Below are 20,041 nucleotides of genomic sequence, written 5' to 3' on the forward strand. Positions count from 1 at the left end.
TCCTTGATCGGCACGCTTGCCACGGGGGCAGCCTTGCGGTTCCAAGCGTACGTCGCCGCACTGACAGAGCCGTAGGGCTTTTCCTCACCTCACACGGAGCCCCGCACAGAGCGCCACACGGGGCCTCACGCGGAGCGCCCGAACCCGATCGTCGGCACCGCCCGGCGCAGCGGCCACGGGCGCGTCACCTGGGGCAGCAGCCCCTCCAGGAACGCGTAGCGCCGCAAGGCCGTCGGATCCTGGTCGTCGACCGACTGGACACGGCGCCACCAGGCGGCGATCTCGGACCAGCCGGGCGCCGACAGCGACCCCCCGAACTCCTGGACCGAGAGGGCGGCGGTCAGCCCGGCGAAGGCGAGACGGTCGGCGAGGGGCCAGTCGGCCAGGGTGCCCATGACGAAGCCCGCGACGAAGACGTCACCGGCGCCGGTGGGGTCCATGGCCTCGACGGCGATCGCCGGGACCTCGGCGGTCTCCCCGGTACGGCCGTCCACGGCGTACGCGCCCTCCGAACCGAGGGTGACGACCGCCAGCGGCACGTGCTCGGCCAGCGCGTGCGCCGCCGCGCGGGGGCAGTCCGCGCCGGTGTACCGCATGGCCTCCTCGGCGTTCGGCAGGAACGCCTCGCAGTGTTCGAGATCGGCGAGGCCCGCCAGGTCCCAGCGGCCGGTGTCGTCCCAGCCGACGTCCGCGAAGATCCGGGCGCCCTTGCTCGCGGCCTGCCCGATCCATGGCGCGCGCGTGCCCGGCGTCAGCGCGGCGACGGCGGCACGCGCGCGTGGCGGGCAGTCCGGCGCCGGTTCCTCCGGTGGCGGCTCGTGCCCGTGGCTGACCATCGTGCGCTCGCCCTCGTACGCCATCGACACGGTGACCGGGGAGTGCCAGCCGGGTACGGTGCGGGACGGGGTGAGGTCGATGCCCTCACCCTGCTCCAGGGCGTCCCAGCAGTACTCCCCGTAGTGGTCGTCGCCGAACGCCGCCGCCAGGGAGGTTTTCAGCCCCAGCCGCGCGAGGGCGGTCGCCATGTTGGCGATTCCGCCGGGGCTGGAACCCATCCCCCGCGCCCAGGACTCCGTCCCCCGCACAGGGGCGGAATCGAGCCCGGTGAAGATGATGTCCAGGAAGACCGTGCCCGTGAGATAGACGTCCCAGGGCGGGTCCTGGGGGGTGCGCAGCCCGGCGAGCGGGTCGACGTGGGCCTGGCAGTACGGTCGCTCTCCGTTGGACGCGATCACGGTGCGCTCCCTGACGTGGTGCGGATCTGGCCAGTGTGCACCACCCGACCCACCGTGCCCCGCCCGGTGAAGCCTGTTTCGCCCCCTCCGCCCCTACCCGTCCCGCACCTGGGGGCTGCGCCCCTGAAGGGGCGCGGGGAACTGCGCGACAAGCCCCCACCGGACCAGGCCCCGTTGGGGTCGAGCCGCAGCGGATGCCCGGGGAACGCCTCCGCGAGCGCCCGCACGGCGGCGATCTCCTGCTCCGGAGGAAAGACCCCGCCCTTGAGCTTGAACGAAGTGAACCCGTACCGCTTCCGTTCGAGCGAACAACCGGCCGTCAATGGGCCCGCCACGGGTCACGCCAATGACCCGTCGCGGTGGCAGGCGGAACCAGCCCACCTACCCCGACGCCCTCACCCCAAACAGAAGGTGCTCCACATCACACCACCTCACCTTCTTCGCACCCCCACCCCCTTGATACAAATTGCCCGCGCGTTCCTGTCCGTCGACAGCCGCCCGACCCCCTTCTTGAGCCGCTTCTTTCGCATGCCCTGGGAACGCCCGTGTCCGCCCGCACCACCACGCCCTGGCCCCTCGTCGCCCTTTTCACGGCCGGGTACCTCGCCGCGTATCTGCTGCCGACCACCGTCGGCAGGCTCGACGCGGGCCTCCCGCTCTCGGCCACGCAGGCCGGCGCCATCGGCAGCGCGCTGCTGCTGAGTTCGGCGACGGCGGGCTTTCTGCTCGCCTCCCGCGTCGATCGCTTCGGCCCGCGCAGGCTCGCCCGCACGGGCCTGCTCCTCGCGGCCGCCGGCTACGGCACCGCCGCCCTCACCTCGGCCGTCCCGCTGGTCATCACCGGCGCGATCGTCGGCGGCTTCGGTTCCGGTACGGCCACCACGGTCGCCGCGACCGGCATCGCCGCCCAGCGCAACCCCCATCGCACCACCACCCTGGGCCTGCTCGGCGTCTCCGCCCTCGCGGGCACGCTGTACCTGACGATCCCTCATCTCGGCCCGGCCCACGGCCTCCCCCTCGCCGCGATCGCCTGCACGGCGCTGCTCGTGCTGCCCCTGACGGGGCGACTCCCGGCCCACACCCCCGCGACCCAGGCCCTGCGCACCAGGACCCCGCTCCCCCACCCCCGCTCCGGCCTGGTCCTCGCCGCCGCCATGCTCTTGTGGTCCCTCGCCCAGAACTCCCTCTGGGGCGTCAGCGGCCGCATCGGCCTCACGCAGGCGGGGCTCGGCGAAGTCACGGTCGGCGTGGTCTTCGCGGTGGCGCTCGGCGCCGGGCTGCTGGGCGTGATCGGGGCGGGCGCCCTGGGCCCGCGGCTCGGCCATGCCCTGCCGATCGGCGCGGGTACGGCACTGATCGCCGGCTGCATCGCGCTCAGCGCGGCGGCGAGCGACCTGTCCTCGTTCGCGACGGGCGAGATCGCCTGGAACACGCTCTACCCGGTCGTGCTCTCGTACGTGATCGGCCTCGCCGCCTCCCTGGACCCGCGCGGACGGTGGGCGGTCCTCGTCGGCTCCGCCTCTTCGCTGGGCACGGCGTGCGGCCCGCTCGCCGGCAGTCTGCTCTCCGCGTGGGCGGGGTTCCCGGCGATGGGCGTGATCCTGGCGCTCGGCCTGCTCCTGGTCACCGTCCCGATGACGGCCGTGGCGCTCCGCCCCAGGCACGGCACCCCGCAGGAACACCCGGTCGTCGAGATCCCGCTGGAGGCCGTGCCCGCCCAGCGGACGGCGTACGACACGGCGGGACCCCGGCAGGCGGCGGGGGCGGCCACACCGGGGTCCGGAACCGGCTGACGGCCACCCGAACTCGAGCTACCCGAGCTACCCGGGCGAGCGCGACCTACTCGAACTCGTACGCGTCGACCTCGGCGATGTACCGGGCCCGCAGCGCCTCGTCGTGCTCCAGGAAGGACGCCTCGAACGAGTTGCGGGCCAGCTCCCGCAGCCGCTCCTGGTCCAGCCCCAGCGCCTCGTGCACGGCGTGGAAGGTGTCGCCGACATAGCCCCCGAAGTAGGCGGGGTCGTCGGAGTTGACGGTGCACAGCAGCCCGGCATCCATCATGGCGGGCAACGGGTGGTCCTCCAGGATGTTCACGGCCCGCAGCCGTACGTTCGACAGCGGGCAGAGCGTGAGCGGGATCCGCTCCCGCACCAGCCGCTCGACCAGCTCGGGGTCCTCCATGCAGCGCAGTCCGTGGTCGATGCGCTCGACGCCGAGCACGTCCAGCGCCTCGGTGATGTACGCGGGCGGGCCCTCCTCGCCCGCGTGCGCGACGCGCCGCAGGCCGAGCGCGGCGGCGGCCTCGTACACCTCGCGGAACTTGACCGGCGGGTGTCCGACCTCCGCGGAGTCGAGTCCGATGCCGACGATCCGGTCGAGGTACGGCTTCGCGGCCTCCAGCGTCTCCATGGCCGACTCGGCGGACTCGTCCCGCAGGAAGCACATGATCAGCTGCGTGGAGATGCCGTGCGTCTCCACTCCCCCGCTCTCGGCTTCGCTCGAGCGGGGGGACCCCCACCGGGCCAGCGCGCGATGCAGGCCCTCGACGACCGTCCCCATGTCCACTCCGCGCGCGATGTGCGCCTGCGGGTCGAAGAAGATCTCCGCGTGCCGGACGCCCTGCGCGGCGGCCCGCGCCAGATAGGCGTCGGCCAGGTCGGCGAAGTCCTGTTCCGTCCGCAGTACGGCCATGAGCTCGTAGTACAGGTTCAGGAACGACTGGAGATCGTCGAAGAGATACGCCTTGCGCAGCTCCTCGGTGTCCGCGTACGGCAGCGTGACGCCGTTGCGCGCGGCGAGCGCGAAGGCGAGCTCGGGTTCGAGGGTGCCTTCGATGTGGAGGTGCAGTTCTGCTTTGGGGAGGGACATCGAAGCATCGTACGGTCGATTCCCCAGCGCCCGGAATCGGCGCCCGGGCCGCGATCAAAGATGCCGATTCCGAGCGCTCGGGAAGGGCGTCCGGGCCGCGCTCACGGACGCCCCGGAGCCAACTCGCTCACCGGCGCCCCGGAGCCGACTCGCTCACCGGCGCTTCGGAACCGGTACCCGCACCAGATCGTGCGCCACGGTCAGTTCTCCGTCGAACCCCGCGGCCCGAGCCTGCCGCTCGAACTCGTCGTGCTCGGAGTAGCGCTGGCTGAAATGGGTGAGCACGAGATGCCGTACGCCGGCCTCCATGGCCACACGTCCCGCCTGACCTGCCGTCAAGTGGCCGTGATCGAGGGCGAGTTGCTCGTCCTCGTCGAGGAACGTCGACTCGATGACGAGCAGGTCGCACCCTTCGGCGAGCGCGTCCACCCCCTCGCACAGCCGGGTGTCCATGACGAACGCGAACCGCTGCCCGCGCCGCAGCTCGCTGACGTCGTCGAGGGAGACCCCATGAAGCGAGCCCTCCCGCTGCAGACGTCCGACGTCGGGCCCCCTGATGCCGCGCTCGGCGAGCCGCTCCGGCAGTATCCGCCGCCCGTCCGGCTCGACCAGCCGGTACCCGTACGACTCCACGGGGTGGGAGAGCCTGCGGGCCTCCAGGGTGTACGAGGGCGTGGTCGCGAGCACGCCGTCGACCTCGACCGGGGCTTCCGTCAGCTCGACGGTCTCGCGGTAGGCGGTCGCGTACCGCAGCCGGTCGAAGAACCGCTGTCCGGAGCGCGGATAGTGGGCGGTCACCTGGTGCGGCACGCGGTCGAGGTTGATGCGCTGGATCACGCCGGCGAGGCCGAGCGAATGGTCCCCGTGGAAGTGGGTGACACAGATCCGGTGCAGGTCGTGCGCGGCGACCCCGGCACGCAGCATCTGGCGCTGCGTGCCCTCGCCGGGGTCGAAGAGCAGCCCCTCGCCGTCCCACCGCAGCAGATAGCCGTTGTGGTTGCGATGCCGGGTCGGGACCTGGCTGGCGGTGCCGAGGACCACCAATTCACGTACGGACAAGGCCGGTTACCCCGGGGGCCACTGCATGCCGCGACCGCCCAGCACGTGGGCGTGGGCGTGGAAGACGGTCTGGCCCGCGCCGCTGCCGGTGTTGATCACGACCCGGTAGCTCTCCAGCTTGTCCTCGGCCGCGACCTCGGCGGCCTCGCGCAGCACATCCGCGGCGACCGTGGGTTCGGCGGCCGCCAGCGAGGCCGCGTCCGGGTAGTGCACCTTGGGGATGACCAGGACGTGACTGGGCGCCTGGGGGTTTATGTCGCGGAAGGCGACGGTCGTCTCGGTCTCCCGGACCACGGTCGCCGGAATGTGCCCGGCGACGATCTTGCAGAACAGGCAGTCGTCCTGCGGCTCTCCCGCCATGCGTGTGCCTCCTCACGCCAGCCGATCATTACGTCCGCATGCTATCGGCCCGACGGAGCGGGCCGCTTGCGGCGCTGCCCCGCATGGCTGGGTCGCCCCCGACTCCACCGTCCGGAACTCCCGGAGGTCACAGCGGCGGCAGAGCGGGCGCAGCCTTCGCCGGGTTCTCCGTGAGGGCCGCCAGGGCGATCCGGATCGCCTCGTCGAGCTGGCTGTCACGTCCGGCGGCGTAGTCCTGCGGAGCCTGGACGACCTCGACGTCGGGTTCGACACCGTGGTTCTCGACGCCCCACTCGTAACCCTCCAGCCAGAAGGCGTACTTGGGCTGGGTGACGAGCGTGCCGTCGACGAGCCGGTAGCGGCTGTCGATGCCGATCACACCGCCCCAGGTGCGGGTGCCGACCACGGGCCCGATGCCGAGCGCCTTGATCGCCGCGTTGACGATGTCGCCGTCCGAACCGGAGAACTCGTTGGCGACGGCGACGACCGGGCCGCGTGGCGCGTCCTCAGGGTAGCTGTACGGGCGCAGGCCGCGCGGCAGGTCCCAGCCGACGATCCGCCGCGCCAGCTTCTCGACGACGAGCTGGGAGGTGTGGCCGCCGCGGTTCTCGCGGACGTCCACGACCAGCCCCTCCCGGGCCACCTCGATGCGCAGATCGCGGTGAAGCTGGGCCCACCCGGAGCCGACCATGTCCGGCACGTGCAGATACCCGAGGCGGCCCCCGGACTGCTCGTGGACGTACGCCCGCCGGTCCGCCACCCAGTCGTGGTAGCGCAGCGGCTCCTCGTCCGCGAGCGGGACGACGACCGCGTGACGTGGATCGCCGCCGCCCGAAGGCGAGATGGTCAGCTCCACCGGCTTGCCCGCCGTGCCGACGAGCAGCGGCCCGGGCCCGGCCACCGGGTCCACCGGCTGCCCGGCGACCGCGACGATCGCGTCTCCGGCGCGCACCGCGACCCCCGGCGCGGCGAGCGGCGCCCGCGCGTCCGGGTCGGAGGTCTCGGACGGGAGGATCCGGTCGATGCGCCAACTGCCGTCCTCATGACGGGAGATGTCCGCGCCGAGCAGCCCCTGCGCCCGGTCGCCGCCGCCCCCGCCGCCACGCGGCATGACGTACGCGTGCGAGGTGCCGAGCTCGCCGTGCACCTCCCAGAGCAGGTCGACGAGGTCGTCGTGCGTGGCGACCCGTTCCAGAACCGGCCGATAGCGGTCGAGTACGGCGTCCCAGTCGAGCCCGCCCAGGTCGGGCCGCCAGAAGTTGTCCCGCATGAGGCGGCCCGTCTCGTCGTACATCTGCCGCCACTCGGCGGCCGGGTCGACGGTCTGGCGGACCCGCGACAGATCGACGGTGATGTTCGTGTCGCTCTCGTCGTCGTTCGAGGCGCGCCGGTCGCTGGGTACGACCTTGAGCTTGCCGTCGGTCCACAGCAGGACCCGCTTGCCGTCGCCGCTGACGGCGAAGTGGTCGGCGTCGGCGGCGAGATGCTCGATGCGCTGCTGGGCGAGGTCGTACCGCTCCAGCTCGGTCTGCGGGTCCGGGTCGTCGGGCGTGGCGCGGGAGGCGCCGAGCACGCCGCGGACCGGGTGCCGCAGCCACAGCAGCCCGTCCTTGGCGGCCCGCAGCGTCGAGTAGCGGGCGGCCTCGACGGGGAACGGCACGATCCGGTCGGCGAGCCCGTCGAGGTCGATGCGAGTGGTGGGGGCGCCCTCACTGTCGGGCGTCTCGTCCTTGTCCGGCGCCTCGAAGGGGCGGCCGTGCCGCTGCGGCCCGAAGGGGGACGGCGTGGTCGCGGCCAGGGTGATCAGGTACGGCCGGGAGCCGCCCACGAACGCCAGGTCGAAGACGTGCTCGTCGTAGACGGGGTCGAACGCGCGCGCCGAGAGGAAGGCCAGGTGCTTGCCGTCGAGCGTGAACGCGGGCTCGTAGTCACGGAACCGGAGCGGCGTCGCCTCGGTCACCGACAGGTCGGCGGTGTTGGCCAGCTTGAGCTGGCGCAGCGGGCGCGGCCCGGGGTGCGACCAGGCCAGCCAGGCCGAGTCGGGCGAGAAGGCGAGCCCGCTGACCTCACCGTCCTCGCTGCGGTCGACCTCACGCACCTCGCCGCTCTCCCGCTCGACGAGCAGCACGCGTCCGTCGTGCGAGGCGACGGCGGCGCGGCTCCCGTCGGGCGCCATCGCGAGCCCGAGGACGCGCCCGAGCTGTCCGGCGGCGAGTCGGCGCGGGGTGGCCCCCGGCGCGACTCCCGTCGCCGGGGCGAACTCCAGGGCATCGTCGCCCTCCGCGTCGGTCACCCACACCACGTGCTCCTCGCCCTCCGCCCGGAAGGTGCGGGGCAGCCGGGAGCGCACGCCCTGCTCGGCGGCGAGGGCACGGGCCGGACCCGAGCGGTGGGTGACCCAGTGGACGGCGCCGCGCACGGAGACCGCGCTGCCGCGTCCGGTGTGGTCGGGCGCGGCCGCGGAGAACCAGCGCGACGCGCTCACCGGGTGCGGCTGCTGGTCGACGCGCTGGCCGCCGAGCCGGATGTCCAGCCGGCGCGGCTCGGCGCCCTCAAGGTCGTCGAGGAGCCACAGTTCACCGGCGGAGGCGTACACGACCCGCGTGCCGTCGGTGGCCGCGTGGCGGGCGTAAAACCCTCCCCCACTCTCGGCTTCGCTCGAGCGGGAGGTGCCCCCAACGGGCGTGTGGCGCCGCAGGTCGGACCCGTCGGCGAGGGAGGAGTAGAGCGCCCCGATCCCTTCGTGGTCGGACAGGAAGGCGATCCGCTCGCCCACCCACAGGGGATATTCGATGTTCCCGTCGAGCTCTTCATGCAGCCGTACGAAGGCGGAGTCCCCGTCGCCCTCCCGGTCGATCCACAGCTTGCCCGCCGTACCGCCGCGATACCGCTTCCACCAGGCGGCCTCGCGCCCCATGGGCGCGGACAGCAGCACGACACCCGGGCCGCCGTGGGCGACGTCGCCGACGGGCCCGTACGGAAGGGTCGTCGCGGGGCCGCCGTCGAGCGGGACGGCCCGGGCCCAGCTGCGCCGCAGGCTCGCCTGCCCCTGGGTGCTGAGCGCGAGCACCTGACCGTCCGGGGTCCAGCCGCGCACCTGGGTCTTCGAACTGCCCCAGTACGTCAGCCGTTTGGACGGTCCGCCGGCCAGGGCGGCGGCGTGCACCTCGGGCGCCCCGTCACGCGTGGACGTCCAGGCGACGGTCGCGCCGTCCGGGGAGATGCGCGGATGGTTCACCGGGACGTTGTCGGCGCTGACCCGCCAGGCCCTGCCTTCGCCGTCGAGCGGAGCGGCCCAGACGTCGTCCTCGGCCGTGAAGACGACCAACTCGCCGTGCAGATGCGGAAACCGGAGGTACGCGGAGGCTGCGGACTCTGTCACCCGATCACCCTATGCAGCGACCGCACCCCTTGAAAGGGGTTTCGATCACTTGATCCGCGTGGGCCGGGCAGGTCACTGGGCAGGTCACTTGCCCTGGGAGGGCCAGCAGGTCGGGTCGCCCTTGCACCACATGGTCCTCGTCACGGTGACGGTGACGGTGGGGTTGGGCTGCCCGTTCGTGGGGTGGTACGAGATGGGCGGGTTGGGGGCGTTCGTGGCGTTGCAGTTCCCCAGGCCGCTCACGTGGAACCACTCCTTGCCGCCGACCGTGGCGCGCAGGTCACCGCGTACGCACGCGCCGTCGACGGCGCGGGTGACCTTGCCCTTGACGACGATCTCCCGTCCGTCGTCCGTCTGCCCCTGGCAGTCGACGGAGGCGGCGGTGCTCACGGTCGGCGCGGGCGACTTCCCGGGGGTGTAGGCCTTGTTGGCCCCCCCGTAGGACGCCGTGCAGCTGAGCCAGCGAACGTTCACATGCTGGCGTTCGAGTTCCTTGGTCGCGGTGTGGTCGGTCGTGTAGGCCACCGTGGCCGAACTCAGCCCGTCCGCCGGCTCGCACGCGGCCACCCCGAACACTCCGGCCGCTCCGAGCCCAACGGCCACCAGCACCTGCCGACGTCCTGTCCGACGCCTTATCCGCCTCAAAGCCCCCATAGACGGCAGCCTGCCACTGTCCCGCGAACGACGATAGACCGCATGCGGCCACGATCCCCACGACCACCCGAAGGAGGGTCTTTTTCGCCCCCGCCGCCCCTGAAAAGGGGCGGCGGGGAACTGCGCAGTCTTTTGGCGGGTGTCCGGGGGCGCAGCCCCCAGGGACGGGACGGGCAGGGGCGGAGGGGGCGAAAAAGGCCTGGACCTCAGGTGCGCAGCAGCAGCCACTCCTGGAGTTCCACCAGGTTGCCCTCCGGGTCCTTGAGGTGGGCGACGCGCATGCGGTCGGTCATGGGGACAGGACCGTGCAGGATGGTCGCGCCACGCGAGGCGATCTGCTCGCAGTACGCGTCCAGGTCATCCACCCGCAGCACCACCAACGACCGATGCCCGGTCGCCAAGTCACCCAGCTCGCCCAGGACTTCGGCCATCACCGACCGGTCCTGTATGGCGATGCCCGCCGATCCGGTGGTAGGGCTGAACTTCTCGTACGGCCCCTCCGTCGCACCCGACTGGGGCTTGAGGCCCAGCACCTCGGCGTAGAAGCGGTAACACGCGGCGAAGTCCGAGACGAGCAGCCGTACCTGAGCGAGTTCCAAGGCGATCCCCCGTGAGTGTCAGGACCAGCGACCGGTACGGGCCAGCAGCAGCGCCGCCGCCACGGTCCCGGCGGTCGAAGTACGCAGCACGGTACGCCCCAGGTGGAACGTCCGCGCACCCGCCTCGGTGAACAGCGCGACCTCCTCGGGCGAGATGCCGCCCTCGGGGCCGACCACCAGCACGATCTCCCCGGAGGAGGGAAGCTCGGCCGTCGCGAACGGCTCGGTCCCGAGCTCCGTGTCCTCGTGCAGCACCGCCGCCAGGTCCGCTTTGGCCAGAAGTGCGGCAACCTGCTTGGTCGACATCGCGTCCGCGACCTCGGGGAAGCGGACGCGCCGGGACTGCTTGCCGGCCTCCCGGGCCGTGGCCCGCCATTTGGCGAGCGCCTTCAGCCCCCGGTCGCCCTTCCACTGCGTGATGCAGCGGGAGGCCGCCCAGGGCACGATCGCGTCCACGCCGGTCTCCGTCATGGTCTCGACGGCGAGCTCGCCCCGGTCGCCCTTGGGCAGGGCCTGCACGACGGTGATGCGCGGCTCCTCCGCCGGCTCCTCGGCCACCGAGTCCATCCGGACGATCAGCCGGTCCTTGCCCTCGGTCTCCAGCACCACGCAGTCCGCCCAGCGCCCGGCCCCGTCGGTGAGGACGACGTCCTCGCCCGGCCGCAGCCGCTTCACCGAGACGGCGTGCCGTCCCTCGGGCCCGTCGAGGACGTAACGTCCGCCGCCCTCCGCGTCGAAGTGCTCGACCACGAACACCGGGGCGGTCATCGGCCCGCACCCCCGTCCTCTTCCGGGAGCGCCGACAACGCTGTCGTCGCGGCGGCGAGTTCGGCGTTCAGCACCTCCACCAGCTGCCCCGCGGGCAGTTCGCGGGCCATGCGGTGGCCCTGCCCGGCCCACAGCGCCATGCCCTGCGCGTCGCCCGCCGCGGCGGCCGCCTTGCGCAGCGGTGAGGTGAGGTGGTGGATCTCGGGGTACGCGGCGGGCGCGTACGGGCCGTGTTCGCGCATGAAGCGGTTGACCAGTCCACGCGCCGGGCGGCCGGAGAACGCACGCGTCAACTCCGTCCGCACGAACAGGGGGTTGGTCAGCGCCTGCTTGTGCACGACGTTCGCGCCGGACTCGGGGGTGGCGAGGAACGCGGTGCCGAGCTGGGCCGCGCTCGCGCCGGCCGCGAGCACCGCGGCGATCTGGCTGCCGCGCATGATGCCGCCCGCCGCGACGATCGGGATCTGCACGGTCTCGCGGACCTGCGCGATCAGCGAGAGCAGCCCGATGCCGGTGCCGTCCGTCTCCGGGTTGTCGCGGTGGGTGCCCTGGTGGCCGCCCGCCTCGACGCCCTGCACGATCACCGCGGCGGCGCCCGCCCGCTGCACGGCCAGCGCCTCCTCGGCGGTGGTCGCGGTGACCATCGTCAGCGTGCCGGCGCGGGCGAGCGAGTCCAGCACGTCGCGGGTGGGGACGCCGAAGTGGAAGGAGACCACCGGGACCGGGTTGTCGAGGAGGACGGCGAGTTTGGCGTCGTAGCCGTCGTCACGGCCGCTGTCGGGGTCGCCGAGCTCGGTCTCGTACCAGGCGGCCTCACCCGCGAGCTGGTTGGCGTACACCTCGACGGCGGCGGAGTCCGCATACTCGGGCTGCGGCATGAAGAGGTTCACGCCGAAGGGGCGGCCCGTGAGTCCGCGCAGCTGCTTGATCTCCTGGTACATGCCGTCGGCGGTCTTGTACCCGGCGGCGAGGAACCCGAGCCCACCGGCCTCGGACACGGCGGCCGCGAGATGCGGGACGGAGACGCCGCCCGCCATGGGGGCCTGCACGATCGGGTGTGGGAAGAGATCGGTCAGTGCGGAGGACATGACGGCATGTTGTCACGTCCTCCGTACAAGTCCGAATCCGGCCTTCCGCCTGGCATAGGCCACCGGGATGGGCGGTCGCGGGCCGGATTTCCCGCCCCTCAGAACCCCGCCCCGCAAGGGGCGCGGGGAACCGCGCGACCAGCCCCCACCCACCCGCAGTCAAGGAAACACCCGGGGTCTGGGGCGGAGCCCCAGGTACGGGACGGGTAGGGGCGGAGGGGGCGAGCGCATCCATCAGCGGCTCCGCCGCGGGCCACCTCAGCGCCCGTTGAACGCGTCCTTCAGCCGCGAGAACAGCCCCTGCTGCCCGGGCTGGAACTGCCCGGTCGGCCGCTCCTCACCCCGCAGCTTCGCAAGCTCCCGCAGCAACCGCTCCTGCTCGGGATCGAGCTTCGTAGGCGTCGTCACCTCGACGTGCACGATCAGATCGCCCCGGCCACCGCCCCGCAGATGCGTGATGCCCCGCCCGTGCAGCGGAATCGACTGCCCGGACTGCGTCCCCGGACGGATGTCGACCTCCTCCAGGCCGTCGAGCGTCTCCAGCGGAACCTTCGTGCCGAGGGACGCCGCGGTCATCGGGATGGTGACCGTGCAGTGCAGATCGTCGCCGCGCCGCTGGAACACGGCGTGCGGCAGCTCGTGGATCTCGACGTAGAGGTCACCGGCGGGCCCGCCACCGGGGCCGACCTCGCCCTCGCCCGCGAGCTGGATCCGCGTGCCGTTGTCGACACCGGCCGGGATCTTCACGGTCAGTGTCCGACGGGAGCGGACCCGGCCGTCGCCCGCGCACTCCGGGCACGGGGTCGGGACCACGGTGCCGAAGCCCTGGCACTGCGGGCAGGGACGGGACGTCATGACCTGGCCCAGGAAGGACCGCGTCACCTGCGACACCTCACCGCGACCGCGGCACATGTCACACGTCTGCGCCGAAGTGCCCGGCGCCGCGCCTTCCCCATTACAGGTGGCGCAGACGACGGCCGTGTCGACCTGGATGTCCTTCGTCGTACCGAAGGCGGCCTCGTCCAGCTCGATCTCGAGCCGGATCATGGCGTCCTGGCCACGTCGCGTACGCGACCGGGGGCCGCGCTGCGACGCCGTACCGAAGAAGGCGTCCATGATGTCCGAGAAGTTCCCGAAGCCGCCCGCGCCGAAGCCGCCCGCGCCCGCGCCGCCCGACTGGGACAGGGGGTCGCCGCCGAGGTCGTAGACCTGCTTCTTCTGCGGGTCCGACAACACCTCGTACGCGGCGTTGATCTCCTTGAACCGCTCCTGCGTCTTCGGATCGGGATTGACGTCCGGGTGCAGCTCGCGCGCGAGCCTCCGGAACGCCTTCTTGATCTCGTCCTGGGACGCGTCGCGGCGCACGCCGAGTACGGCGTAGTAGTCCGTGGCCACTTACGACTCCGCCAGGATCTGTCCGACGTACCGTGCCACCGCTCGTACCGCTCCCATCGTTCCCGGGTAATCCATGCGGGTCGGGCCGACCACGCCGAGTTTGGCTACTGCCTCGCCGCCCGAACCGTAGCCGACCGAGACCACGGACGTGGAGTTGAGTCCCTCATACGCGTTCTCGTGACCGATTCGCACGGTCATGCTCGAATCCCCGGCCTCACCAAGCAACTTGAGGAGCACGACCTGCTCCTCCAGCGCTTCCAGCACCGGCCGGATGGTGAGAGGGAAGTCATGTCCGAAACGGGTGAGATTGGCGGTGCCGCCGATCATCAGCCGCTCCTCGGTCTCCTCGACGAGCGTCTCCAGCAGGGTGGAGAGCACCGTCGAGACCGTACCGCGGTCCTCCGCCTCGAAGGCCTCCGGCAGGTCCTGCACGAGCTGCGGGACGTCCGCGAAACGGCGGCCCGCGATCCTGCTGTTGAGCCGGGCCCGCAGATCCGCGAGCGTCGTCTCGCCGAACGGCGCCGGGCAGTCGATCATGCGCTGCTCGACCCGGCCGGTGTCCGTGATCAGCACGAGCATCACGCGCGCGGGGGCGAGGGACAGCAGTTCCACGTGCCGCACGGTCGAGCGCGTCAGCGAGGGGTACTGCACCACGGCGACCTGCCGCGTGAGCTGGGCGAGCAGCCTTACGGTCCGGCCCACGACGTCGTCGAGATCGACGGCGCCGTCGAGGAAGTTCTGGATGGCGCGCCGCTCGGGCGCGGTCATCGGCTTGACGCCCGCGAGCTTGTCGACGAAGAGGCGGTAGCCCTTGTCGGTGGGGATGCGCCCGGCGCTGGTGTGCGGCTGGGCGATGTAGCCCTCGTCCTCCAGCGCGGCCATGTCGTTACGCACGGTCGCGGGCGAGACGCCGAGGCGGTGCCGCTCGGTCAGCGCCTTGGAACCGACCGGCTCCTCGGTGCCCACGTAGTCCTGGACGATGGCGCGCAGCACCTCAAGCCTGCGTTCACTGAGCATCGCGCACACCTCCAGAAGTCTTCCCCGTGGCCTTGATGGCCTTCGTGACCTTCTTCCTGGCACTCAGCGCACGCGAGTGCCAGCGTTCCCCGGCCCAGTGTACGGCGGTGAGGTACGGCCCCGGCAAGGGCGGGCCTGCGATGTCGTGCCTGGCAGGCTCTCACGGCTAGCGTCTCCGTATGAGGCTGACTTGGGAAGAGCTGGGGTGGGAAACGGTGGCACCCCGGGTCGGGCGGAAGCGGCTTCCGGTCTGGGACTGCACGGCCGGGCTCGTGGTGGGCGAGGGCGCGGCGCTGATGATCGATCCGGGGTCGAGCCTGCGGGAGGGCGCGCGGCTGCGGACCGAGGCACGACGGATCCTCGGTGGCGACCGCCGCGTGACGCACCTCGCACTCACGCACCCCCACTTCGACCATGTCTTCGGGGCGGCCGCGTTCGCCGGGGTGGAGGTGTTCGGCGCGGTCGGCCTGGACGCGGTCCTCGCGCACCACCGCGAGGAGCTGCGCGCGGACGCCGTACGCAACGGTCTCGACCCGCGCCAGGCGGCGGAGGCCGCGGACCTCCTGGTCCACCCCCGCCATTCGGTGTCCGGCGAGTGGACCCTCGATCTCGGAGGCGGCGTACAGGTCCTGCTGGCCAATGTGGGCCCCGGCCACACCGGCCACGATCTGGTGGTCCTGGTCCCCGGCCCACCCGGCTCCCCGGAGACCGTCTTCTGCGGCGACCTGGTGGAGGAGTCGGGCGAACCCCAGGCGGGACCCGACGCCGTCCCCTCCCACTGGCCGGCGGCGCTGGACCGGCTGCTCGACCTGGGCGGGGAGGACGCGGTGTACGTGCCGGGACACGGCGCGGCGGTGAATGCGGCGTTTGTCCGTGCGCAGCGGGACGCGTTGGCCACACGCTTCGGCGTGTCTTCCTAGCGGGCCGGGAGCTTCTCCTATCGTCATCCGAATGCGCCAGTACTCTCCGGACCTGACCCCGCCGTGGAAGAAGCCCCAAGCCGTGCCCGAGGTCCCCGCCGACCCCGGCCTGGTGGTCGAGGAGCCCGGCACCGGCTTCTGCGGCGCGGTGATCCGCTGCGAGGCGGGCACGGTGACCCTGGAGGACCGCTTCGGCAAGTACCGCGTGTTCCCGCTGGAGCCGCGCGGCTTCCTTCTGGAGGGCAAGGTGGTGACGCTGGTCCGCCCCGCCTCCGGTCCGGTACGTCCCACCCGCACGGCCTCCGGTTCGGTCGCCGTCCCCGGCGCGCGGGCCCGGGTCGCGCGGGCCGGGCGCATCTACGTGGAGGGCCGCCACGACGCCGAACTGGTCGAGCGCGTCTGGGGCGACGACCTCCGTATCGAGGGCGTCGTCGTCGAGTACCTGGAGGGCATCGACGACCTCCCGTCGATCGTCGCGGACTTCGCGCCGGGGCCGGACGCCCGCCTCGGCGTCCTGGTCGACCACTTGGTCCCCGGCACGAAGGAGTCCCGCATCGCGGACGCGGTCACCAGCGACCATGCCCTGGTGCTGGGCCACCCGTACATCGACATCTGGGAGGCCGTGAAGCCGTCCTCGGTGGGCATCGGGGCCTGGCCCAGGATCCCGCACGGCCAGGACTGGAAGACGGGCGTCTGCCGGACCCTGGGCTGGCCGGAGAACGCCGGCGCGGCCTGGCAGCACATCCTGTCCCGGGTGCGGTCCTACAAGGACCTGGAGCCGGAACTCCTGGGCCGGGTGGAGGAGTTGATCGACTTCGTGACCGCACCGGCGTAGCTGTGAGCAGGCGTGCCGCTGGGGCGGCGCCCGTCCCACGGAAAGCGGCACCCTGCGAGCGCCGGCAGGCGCACCGCCCCCGACCCCAGCCGCGCCCCCGGGGGCCTCAGTCCACCAGGTCCCGCACCACCGCGTCGGCCAGCAGCCGCCCCCGCAGCGTGAGAACGGCGCGACCGGCGTCGTACGGGCCGGGTTCGAGGAGTCCGTCGGACAGGGCCCGGCGGGAGGCGGCCAGCCCGTCCGGGCGGAGCAGGGACAGCGGGCAGCCCTCGCGCAGCCGCAGTTCGAGCAGGATCCGCTCGACGCGGCGGTCCTCCTCGGAGAGGAGTTCGCGGCCCGCGCCCGGGGAGCGGCCGGCGGCCAGGGCGGCGGCGTACGCCCCGGGATGCTTCACATTCCACCAGCGCACGCCGCCGACGTGGCTGTGGGCGCCGGGACCCGCGCCCCACCAGTCGGCTCCGCGCCAGTACAGCTCGTTGTGCAGGCAGCGACCGGCCTCGGAGGTGGCCCAGTTCGACACCTCGTACCAGTCGAAGCCGGCCGCCGACATCACCTCGTCGGCGATCAGGTAGCGGTCCGCGTGGACGTCGTCGTCGGTCATCGGGACCTCGCCACGGCGGATGCGGCGGGCGAGCTGGGTGCCCTCCTCGACGATCAGGGCGTACGCGGAGATGTGGTCGGGGCCGGCGCCGAGGGCCGCTTCGAGCGACGCGCGCCAGTCGTCGTCGGACTCCCCGGGCGTGCCGTAGATCAGGTCGAGGTTCACATGCTCGAAGCCCGCCGCGCGGGCCTCGGCGACGCAGGCCTCGGGGCGGCCGGGGGTGTGCGTGCGGTCGAGCACCTTCAGTACGTGCTGCCGGGCGCTCTGCATACCGAAGGAGATCCGGTTGAAGCCCCCGGCGCGCAGGGTCGCGAGGTACGCCGGGTCCACCGACTCAGGGTTCGCCTCGGTCGTGATCTCCGCGTCGTCCGCGAGCCCGAACTCGTCGCGGATCGCCCCCAGCATCCGTACGAGATCGTCGGCGGCCAGCAGGGTCGGCGTACCGCCGCCGACGAAGACCGTGCGGACGGGGCGCGGGTCGTCGCCGAGCACCTTGCGGGCGAGGCGGACCTCGTCGATCAACGTGTCCGCGTAGTTGTCGCGGGAGGCGAGCACGCCTCCGCTGCCCCGCAGCTCGGTCGCCGTGTAGGTGTTGAAGTCGCAGTAGCCGCAGCGGGTCGCGCAGTACGGCACGTGGAGATAGAACCCGAGGGGTCGCTCGGCCTCCCCCAGTGCCTTAAGGGCCTGGGAGGTACCCCCACCGGCCAGGGCGTGCGCGGGCAACGCCCCGTCGTCGGGGACGGGCTCACCGTCGGGAAGTGCGGAAGGCATGCCTTCCATTGTCCAGCACGCCCGGCCATGCCCTCATGCGCCAGGACCAGGAGCGCCCCGTAAGGGGCGCGGGGAACTGCGCGACCAGCCCCTACCGGCCCGCACCAAAAGGACAACGCAGGTACCTGGGGACAGGGCCCCCAGGTACGGGACGGGGTAGGGGCGGAGGGGGCGAAAACCCGCCGTCCCCCTACTCGGCCTGCAGCACCAGCAACGCCATGTCGTCCTCCGGCGGCCGCGCCCCGAACTCGTGCACCAGCCTGCGGATCCGTTCCGCGATCAGCTCGGCGCTCAGCCCCGCACACCCCTCCAGGGCCTTCGCGAGCCCGTCCTCGTCGTCGAACTGCCGGGACCCACTGCGCCGCTCCGTCACACCGTCCGTGACGCACAGCAGGGTGTCACCGGCATGCAGCTCAAAGGTCTCGGAGCTGTAGCCGGCGTCCTCGAAGACACCGAGAAGGGTCTGCGGCCCCGCCACTTCCCGTACGTCACCGTCGGGCCCGAGGAGCAGCGGCAGCGGATGCCCGGCGGAGGCCAGAGTGCAGCGCACACCACCGTCGAAGGGGACGAGCTCGCCGTACAGCATGGAAAGGAACCGCGTCTGCGGGCCGAGGTCCGCACCGAGCCCTGGCCCGCCCGCCGCCACGAGCGCACGGGCCGCCGCGTCCGCGGCCTCCGTCGCGTCGTCGAGCAGGAGCTGGTTGAGGCGGTCGAGGACGTCCGCGACGTGATAACCCTCGCGGGCCAGCAGCCGCAGCCAGGGCCGGGCCAGGCCGATCACGACGGCGGCCTCGGGGCCCTTGCCCTGGACGTCGCCCACCGCGAAGCACCAGCGCCCGTCGCCCGCGGGGAACAGGTCGTAGAAGTCGCCGCTGGGCCCGCCCTTGTCGAGCGGCTCGTACACGAGGGCGCTGCGTACGCCCGGGATCTCGGCGACCGCGCCGGGCAGCAGGCCGCGCTGGAGGACCCGGCTGATGGTGGCCTGGCGCGCGTACTGGCGAGCCGCGCCGATGGACAGGGCGATACGGCGGCTGAAGTCCTCGACGAGCCCGGTGATCTCGTCGGGGAAGTCGACCAGCCCGGCCCGTCCGATGACGAGCGTGCCCAGCGGCCGCCCGCCCGCGATCAGCCGGTACGCGAGCGCCGCACCCCTCGCCCCGCACCCGCCCAGCGCCTCGCCGGGCCAGGGCACGGGGACGGCTCGGGAACGCACCGCGTCGGGCAGCAGCGGCGGGTCCTTCTCCAGGGCACGGCGCAGCTCCTCGATGCGGTTCTCGCTGCCGTGCCAGACCCGGGCCAGCCGGGGTCCCAGGGCGAAGCCGAGACCACCCGCCCGGTCGGTGGCCTCGTCCTCCAGCCACACCGCGCACCAGTCGGCGAGGCGCGGCACGAGCAGCTGTCCGGCGAGCGCGGCCACCAGGTCCTCGTCGAGCTGCCCGGCGAGCAGATCGGACGCCTCGGCGAGGAAGGAGAGGGCCCCGCGGTTCAGCCAGTCCTGGTCCTGCTGGGCGTTCCGCCGCGGCTCGGGCGGGAGTATCTCGCCGACCCGCATCCCGCGCTCCAAAGCCTGCTCAGCGGCGTACGCCGCTATCTTCTCCGCGACTCCCGAAATCCTGTCTGCGCCCGAAATCCTGCCGATTCCCGAGATCCTTCCCGCATCGGAGATCAGCCGTGATTCCGAGGCCTTTCCCACGTCCGAGCCCTTTTCCGAACCCGAGATCCGTGCCGCGTCCGAGCCCGAGCCCGACCCCCTTCCCGCGTCCGAGATCCGCCCCGAATCGGATCCCCCTCCTGAGTCCGGGATCTGTCCCGCATCCGAGATCCCTCCCCTGTCCGAGATCCTTCCCGCATTCGAGATCCTTCCGGATTCGGAATTCCTGTCGGCTTCCGAAATCATTTCGACTCCCGGGACACCTTCCGCAGCCGGGACGCCCTGCGCACCCGAAACGCCTCCCGCCTCCATGATCGCGCTCCCGTCGACGGACAGCCGCGCCCACACGGTCTTGACCCCGGTGCGATAGGTGATCCCCCAAGCGTCGGAGAGGGCGGACACGAGCCGCAACCCGCGCCCGAACTCCGGTGTGCCGTACGGCCGTTCGACGCCGTCGTCGCGTACCGCGCGCGAGGGGTGATGGTCGGAGACCTCGACGACCAGCGGGCCCGGCGTCCCGTCACCCGCGGTTTCGAGGCGGCACAGCAGTTCGACGTCGGTGCCCGCGTGCACCACGGCGTTGGTGACGAGTTCGCTGATCACCAGGGTGGCGTCGTCGGTGAGGCGGTCGTCGATGATCTCGGTGCCCGGAAGGGCGAGTTCGGTCCAGTCGGTGAGCGCGCCGCGCACGAACCGGCGGGCGGCTCCGGGGGCGAGCGGAGTACCCGGCAGCGCGGTGCGGGCCACGACTTCCTGGCCGGCGCGGTTGTGCGCAGGCGCATCAGGGGCACGCGCCATGGACTCCCGTTGCGTCGGAATGGCCCCCACTGTGCAGCTC

At 72.4% G+C, this 20,041-nt stretch carries 16 protein-coding genes and 1 pseudogene; 3 read left to right on the plus strand and 14 right to left on the minus strand.

The window, feature by feature from the left end:
• Positions 1-125: 125 nt before the first annotated feature.
• Together ACZ4RZ_RS11825 and ACZ4RZ_RS11830 are read right to left on the minus strand one after the other, a co-directional pair.
• Positions 126-1,235 carry a carbohydrate kinase family protein gene (locus tag ACZ4RZ_RS11825; protein WP_467743823.1) on the minus strand — a complete coding sequence of 370 codons (1,110 nt, stop codon included), beginning with the start codon at positions 1,233-1,235 and terminating at the stop codon, positions 126-128.
• A 161-nt stretch (positions 1,236-1,396) separates the two neighbouring features.
• A pseudogene (locus tag ACZ4RZ_RS11830) lies at positions 1,397-1,531 on the minus strand (enolase C-terminal domain-like protein); the annotation flags it as partial.
• A gap of 249 nt (positions 1,532-1,780) precedes the next feature.
• On the opposite strand from ACZ4RZ_RS11830, the gene ACZ4RZ_RS11835 reads away from it, so the two are divergent.
• On the plus strand, positions 1,781-3,028 hold the full coding sequence (locus ACZ4RZ_RS11835) for an MFS transporter (RefSeq protein WP_467743824.1): 1,248 nt from the start codon (positions 1,781-1,783) through the stop codon (positions 3,026-3,028).
• A gap of 46 nt (positions 3,029-3,074) precedes the next feature.
• Here ACZ4RZ_RS11835 and ACZ4RZ_RS11840 read toward each other — a convergent pair whose 3' ends face one another.
• From ACZ4RZ_RS11840 to hrcA, 10 genes are all read right to left on the minus strand, one after another.
• Positions 3,075-4,103 carry an adenosine deaminase gene (locus ACZ4RZ_RS11840; protein ID WP_467743825.1) on the minus strand — a complete coding sequence of 343 codons (1,029 nt, stop codon included), beginning with the start codon at positions 4,101-4,103 and terminating at the stop codon, positions 3,075-3,077.
• Positions 4,104-4,256: 153 nt separating this feature from the next.
• Entirely contained in the window at positions 4,257-5,162 is a 906-nt protein-coding gene (locus ACZ4RZ_RS11845) for a ribonuclease Z (protein WP_467743826.1), read from the minus strand.
• A 6-nt stretch (positions 5,163-5,168) separates the two neighbouring features.
• Positions 5,169-5,522, minus strand: a complete 354-nt coding sequence (locus tag ACZ4RZ_RS11850; RefSeq protein WP_467743827.1) for a histidine triad nucleotide-binding protein — start codon at positions 5,520-5,522, stop codon at positions 5,169-5,171.
• A 127-nt stretch (positions 5,523-5,649) separates the two neighbouring features.
• Positions 5,650-8,904: a S41 family peptidase gene (locus ACZ4RZ_RS11855; protein ID WP_467743828.1), complete on the minus strand. Its 3,255-nt coding sequence runs from the start codon at positions 8,902-8,904 to the stop codon at positions 5,650-5,652.
• Between the two features lie 84 nt (positions 8,905-8,988).
• On the minus strand, positions 8,989-9,558 hold the full coding sequence (locus ACZ4RZ_RS11860; RefSeq protein WP_467743829.1) for a hypothetical protein: 570 nt from the start codon (positions 9,556-9,558) through the stop codon (positions 8,989-8,991).
• Positions 9,559-9,764: 206 nt separating this feature from the next.
• Positions 9,765-10,157 carry a VOC family protein gene (locus ACZ4RZ_RS11865; protein WP_467743830.1) on the minus strand — a complete coding sequence of 131 codons (393 nt, stop codon included), beginning with the start codon at positions 10,155-10,157 and terminating at the stop codon, positions 9,765-9,767.
• Between the two features lie 18 nt (positions 10,158-10,175).
• Positions 10,176-10,925, minus strand: coding sequence for a 16S rRNA (uracil(1498)-N(3))-methyltransferase (locus ACZ4RZ_RS11870; RefSeq protein WP_467743831.1), 750 nt, complete (start codon positions 10,923-10,925; stop codon positions 10,176-10,178).
• Positions 10,922-12,013: a nitronate monooxygenase gene (locus ACZ4RZ_RS11875; RefSeq protein ID WP_467743832.1), complete on the minus strand. Its 1,092-nt coding sequence runs from the start codon at positions 12,011-12,013 to the stop codon at positions 10,922-10,924. Before ACZ4RZ_RS11875 ends, ACZ4RZ_RS11870 begins: the two co-directional genes overlap by 4 nt.
• A gap of 258 nt (positions 12,014-12,271) precedes the next feature.
• On the minus strand, positions 12,272-13,408 hold the full coding sequence (gene dnaJ, locus ACZ4RZ_RS11880) for a molecular chaperone DnaJ (RefSeq protein WP_467743833.1): 1,137 nt from the start codon (positions 13,406-13,408) through the stop codon (positions 12,272-12,274).
• Positions 13,409-14,425, minus strand: coding sequence for a heat-inducible transcriptional repressor HrcA (gene hrcA, locus ACZ4RZ_RS11885; RefSeq protein WP_467743834.1), 1,017 nt, complete (start codon positions 14,423-14,425; stop codon positions 13,409-13,411).
• A 179-nt stretch (positions 14,426-14,604) separates the two neighbouring features.
• Between hrcA and ACZ4RZ_RS11890 the strand changes: the two genes are divergently transcribed.
• Together ACZ4RZ_RS11890 and ACZ4RZ_RS11895 are read left to right on the plus strand one after the other, a co-directional pair.
• The gene (locus tag ACZ4RZ_RS11890) at positions 14,605-15,345 is read left to right on the plus strand and encodes an MBL fold metallo-hydrolase (RefSeq protein WP_467743835.1); all 741 of its coding nucleotides are present in this window, start codon (positions 14,605-14,607) and stop codon (positions 15,343-15,345) included.
• 31 nt (positions 15,346-15,376) lie between these two features.
• The gene (locus tag ACZ4RZ_RS11895) at positions 15,377-16,180 is read left to right on the plus strand and encodes a DUF3097 domain-containing protein (RefSeq protein ID WP_467743836.1); all 804 of its coding nucleotides are present in this window, start codon (positions 15,377-15,379) and stop codon (positions 16,178-16,180) included.
• A 106-nt stretch (positions 16,181-16,286) separates the two neighbouring features.
• On the opposite strand, the gene hemW is transcribed toward ACZ4RZ_RS11895, so the two are convergent.
• A complete protein-coding gene (gene hemW / locus ACZ4RZ_RS11900; RefSeq protein ID WP_467743837.1) occupies positions 16,287-17,561 on the minus strand; it encodes a radical SAM family heme chaperone HemW in 1,275 nt (424 codons plus the stop codon).
• A 181-nt stretch (positions 17,562-17,742) separates the two neighbouring features.
• A complete protein-coding gene (locus ACZ4RZ_RS11905) occupies positions 17,743-20,031 on the minus strand; it encodes a SpoIIE family protein phosphatase (RefSeq protein ID WP_467743838.1) in 2,289 nt (762 codons plus the stop codon).
• Positions 20,032-20,041 lie beyond the last annotated feature (10 nt).

Source organism: Streptomyces sp. NPDC027189, from assembly GCF_055566975.1.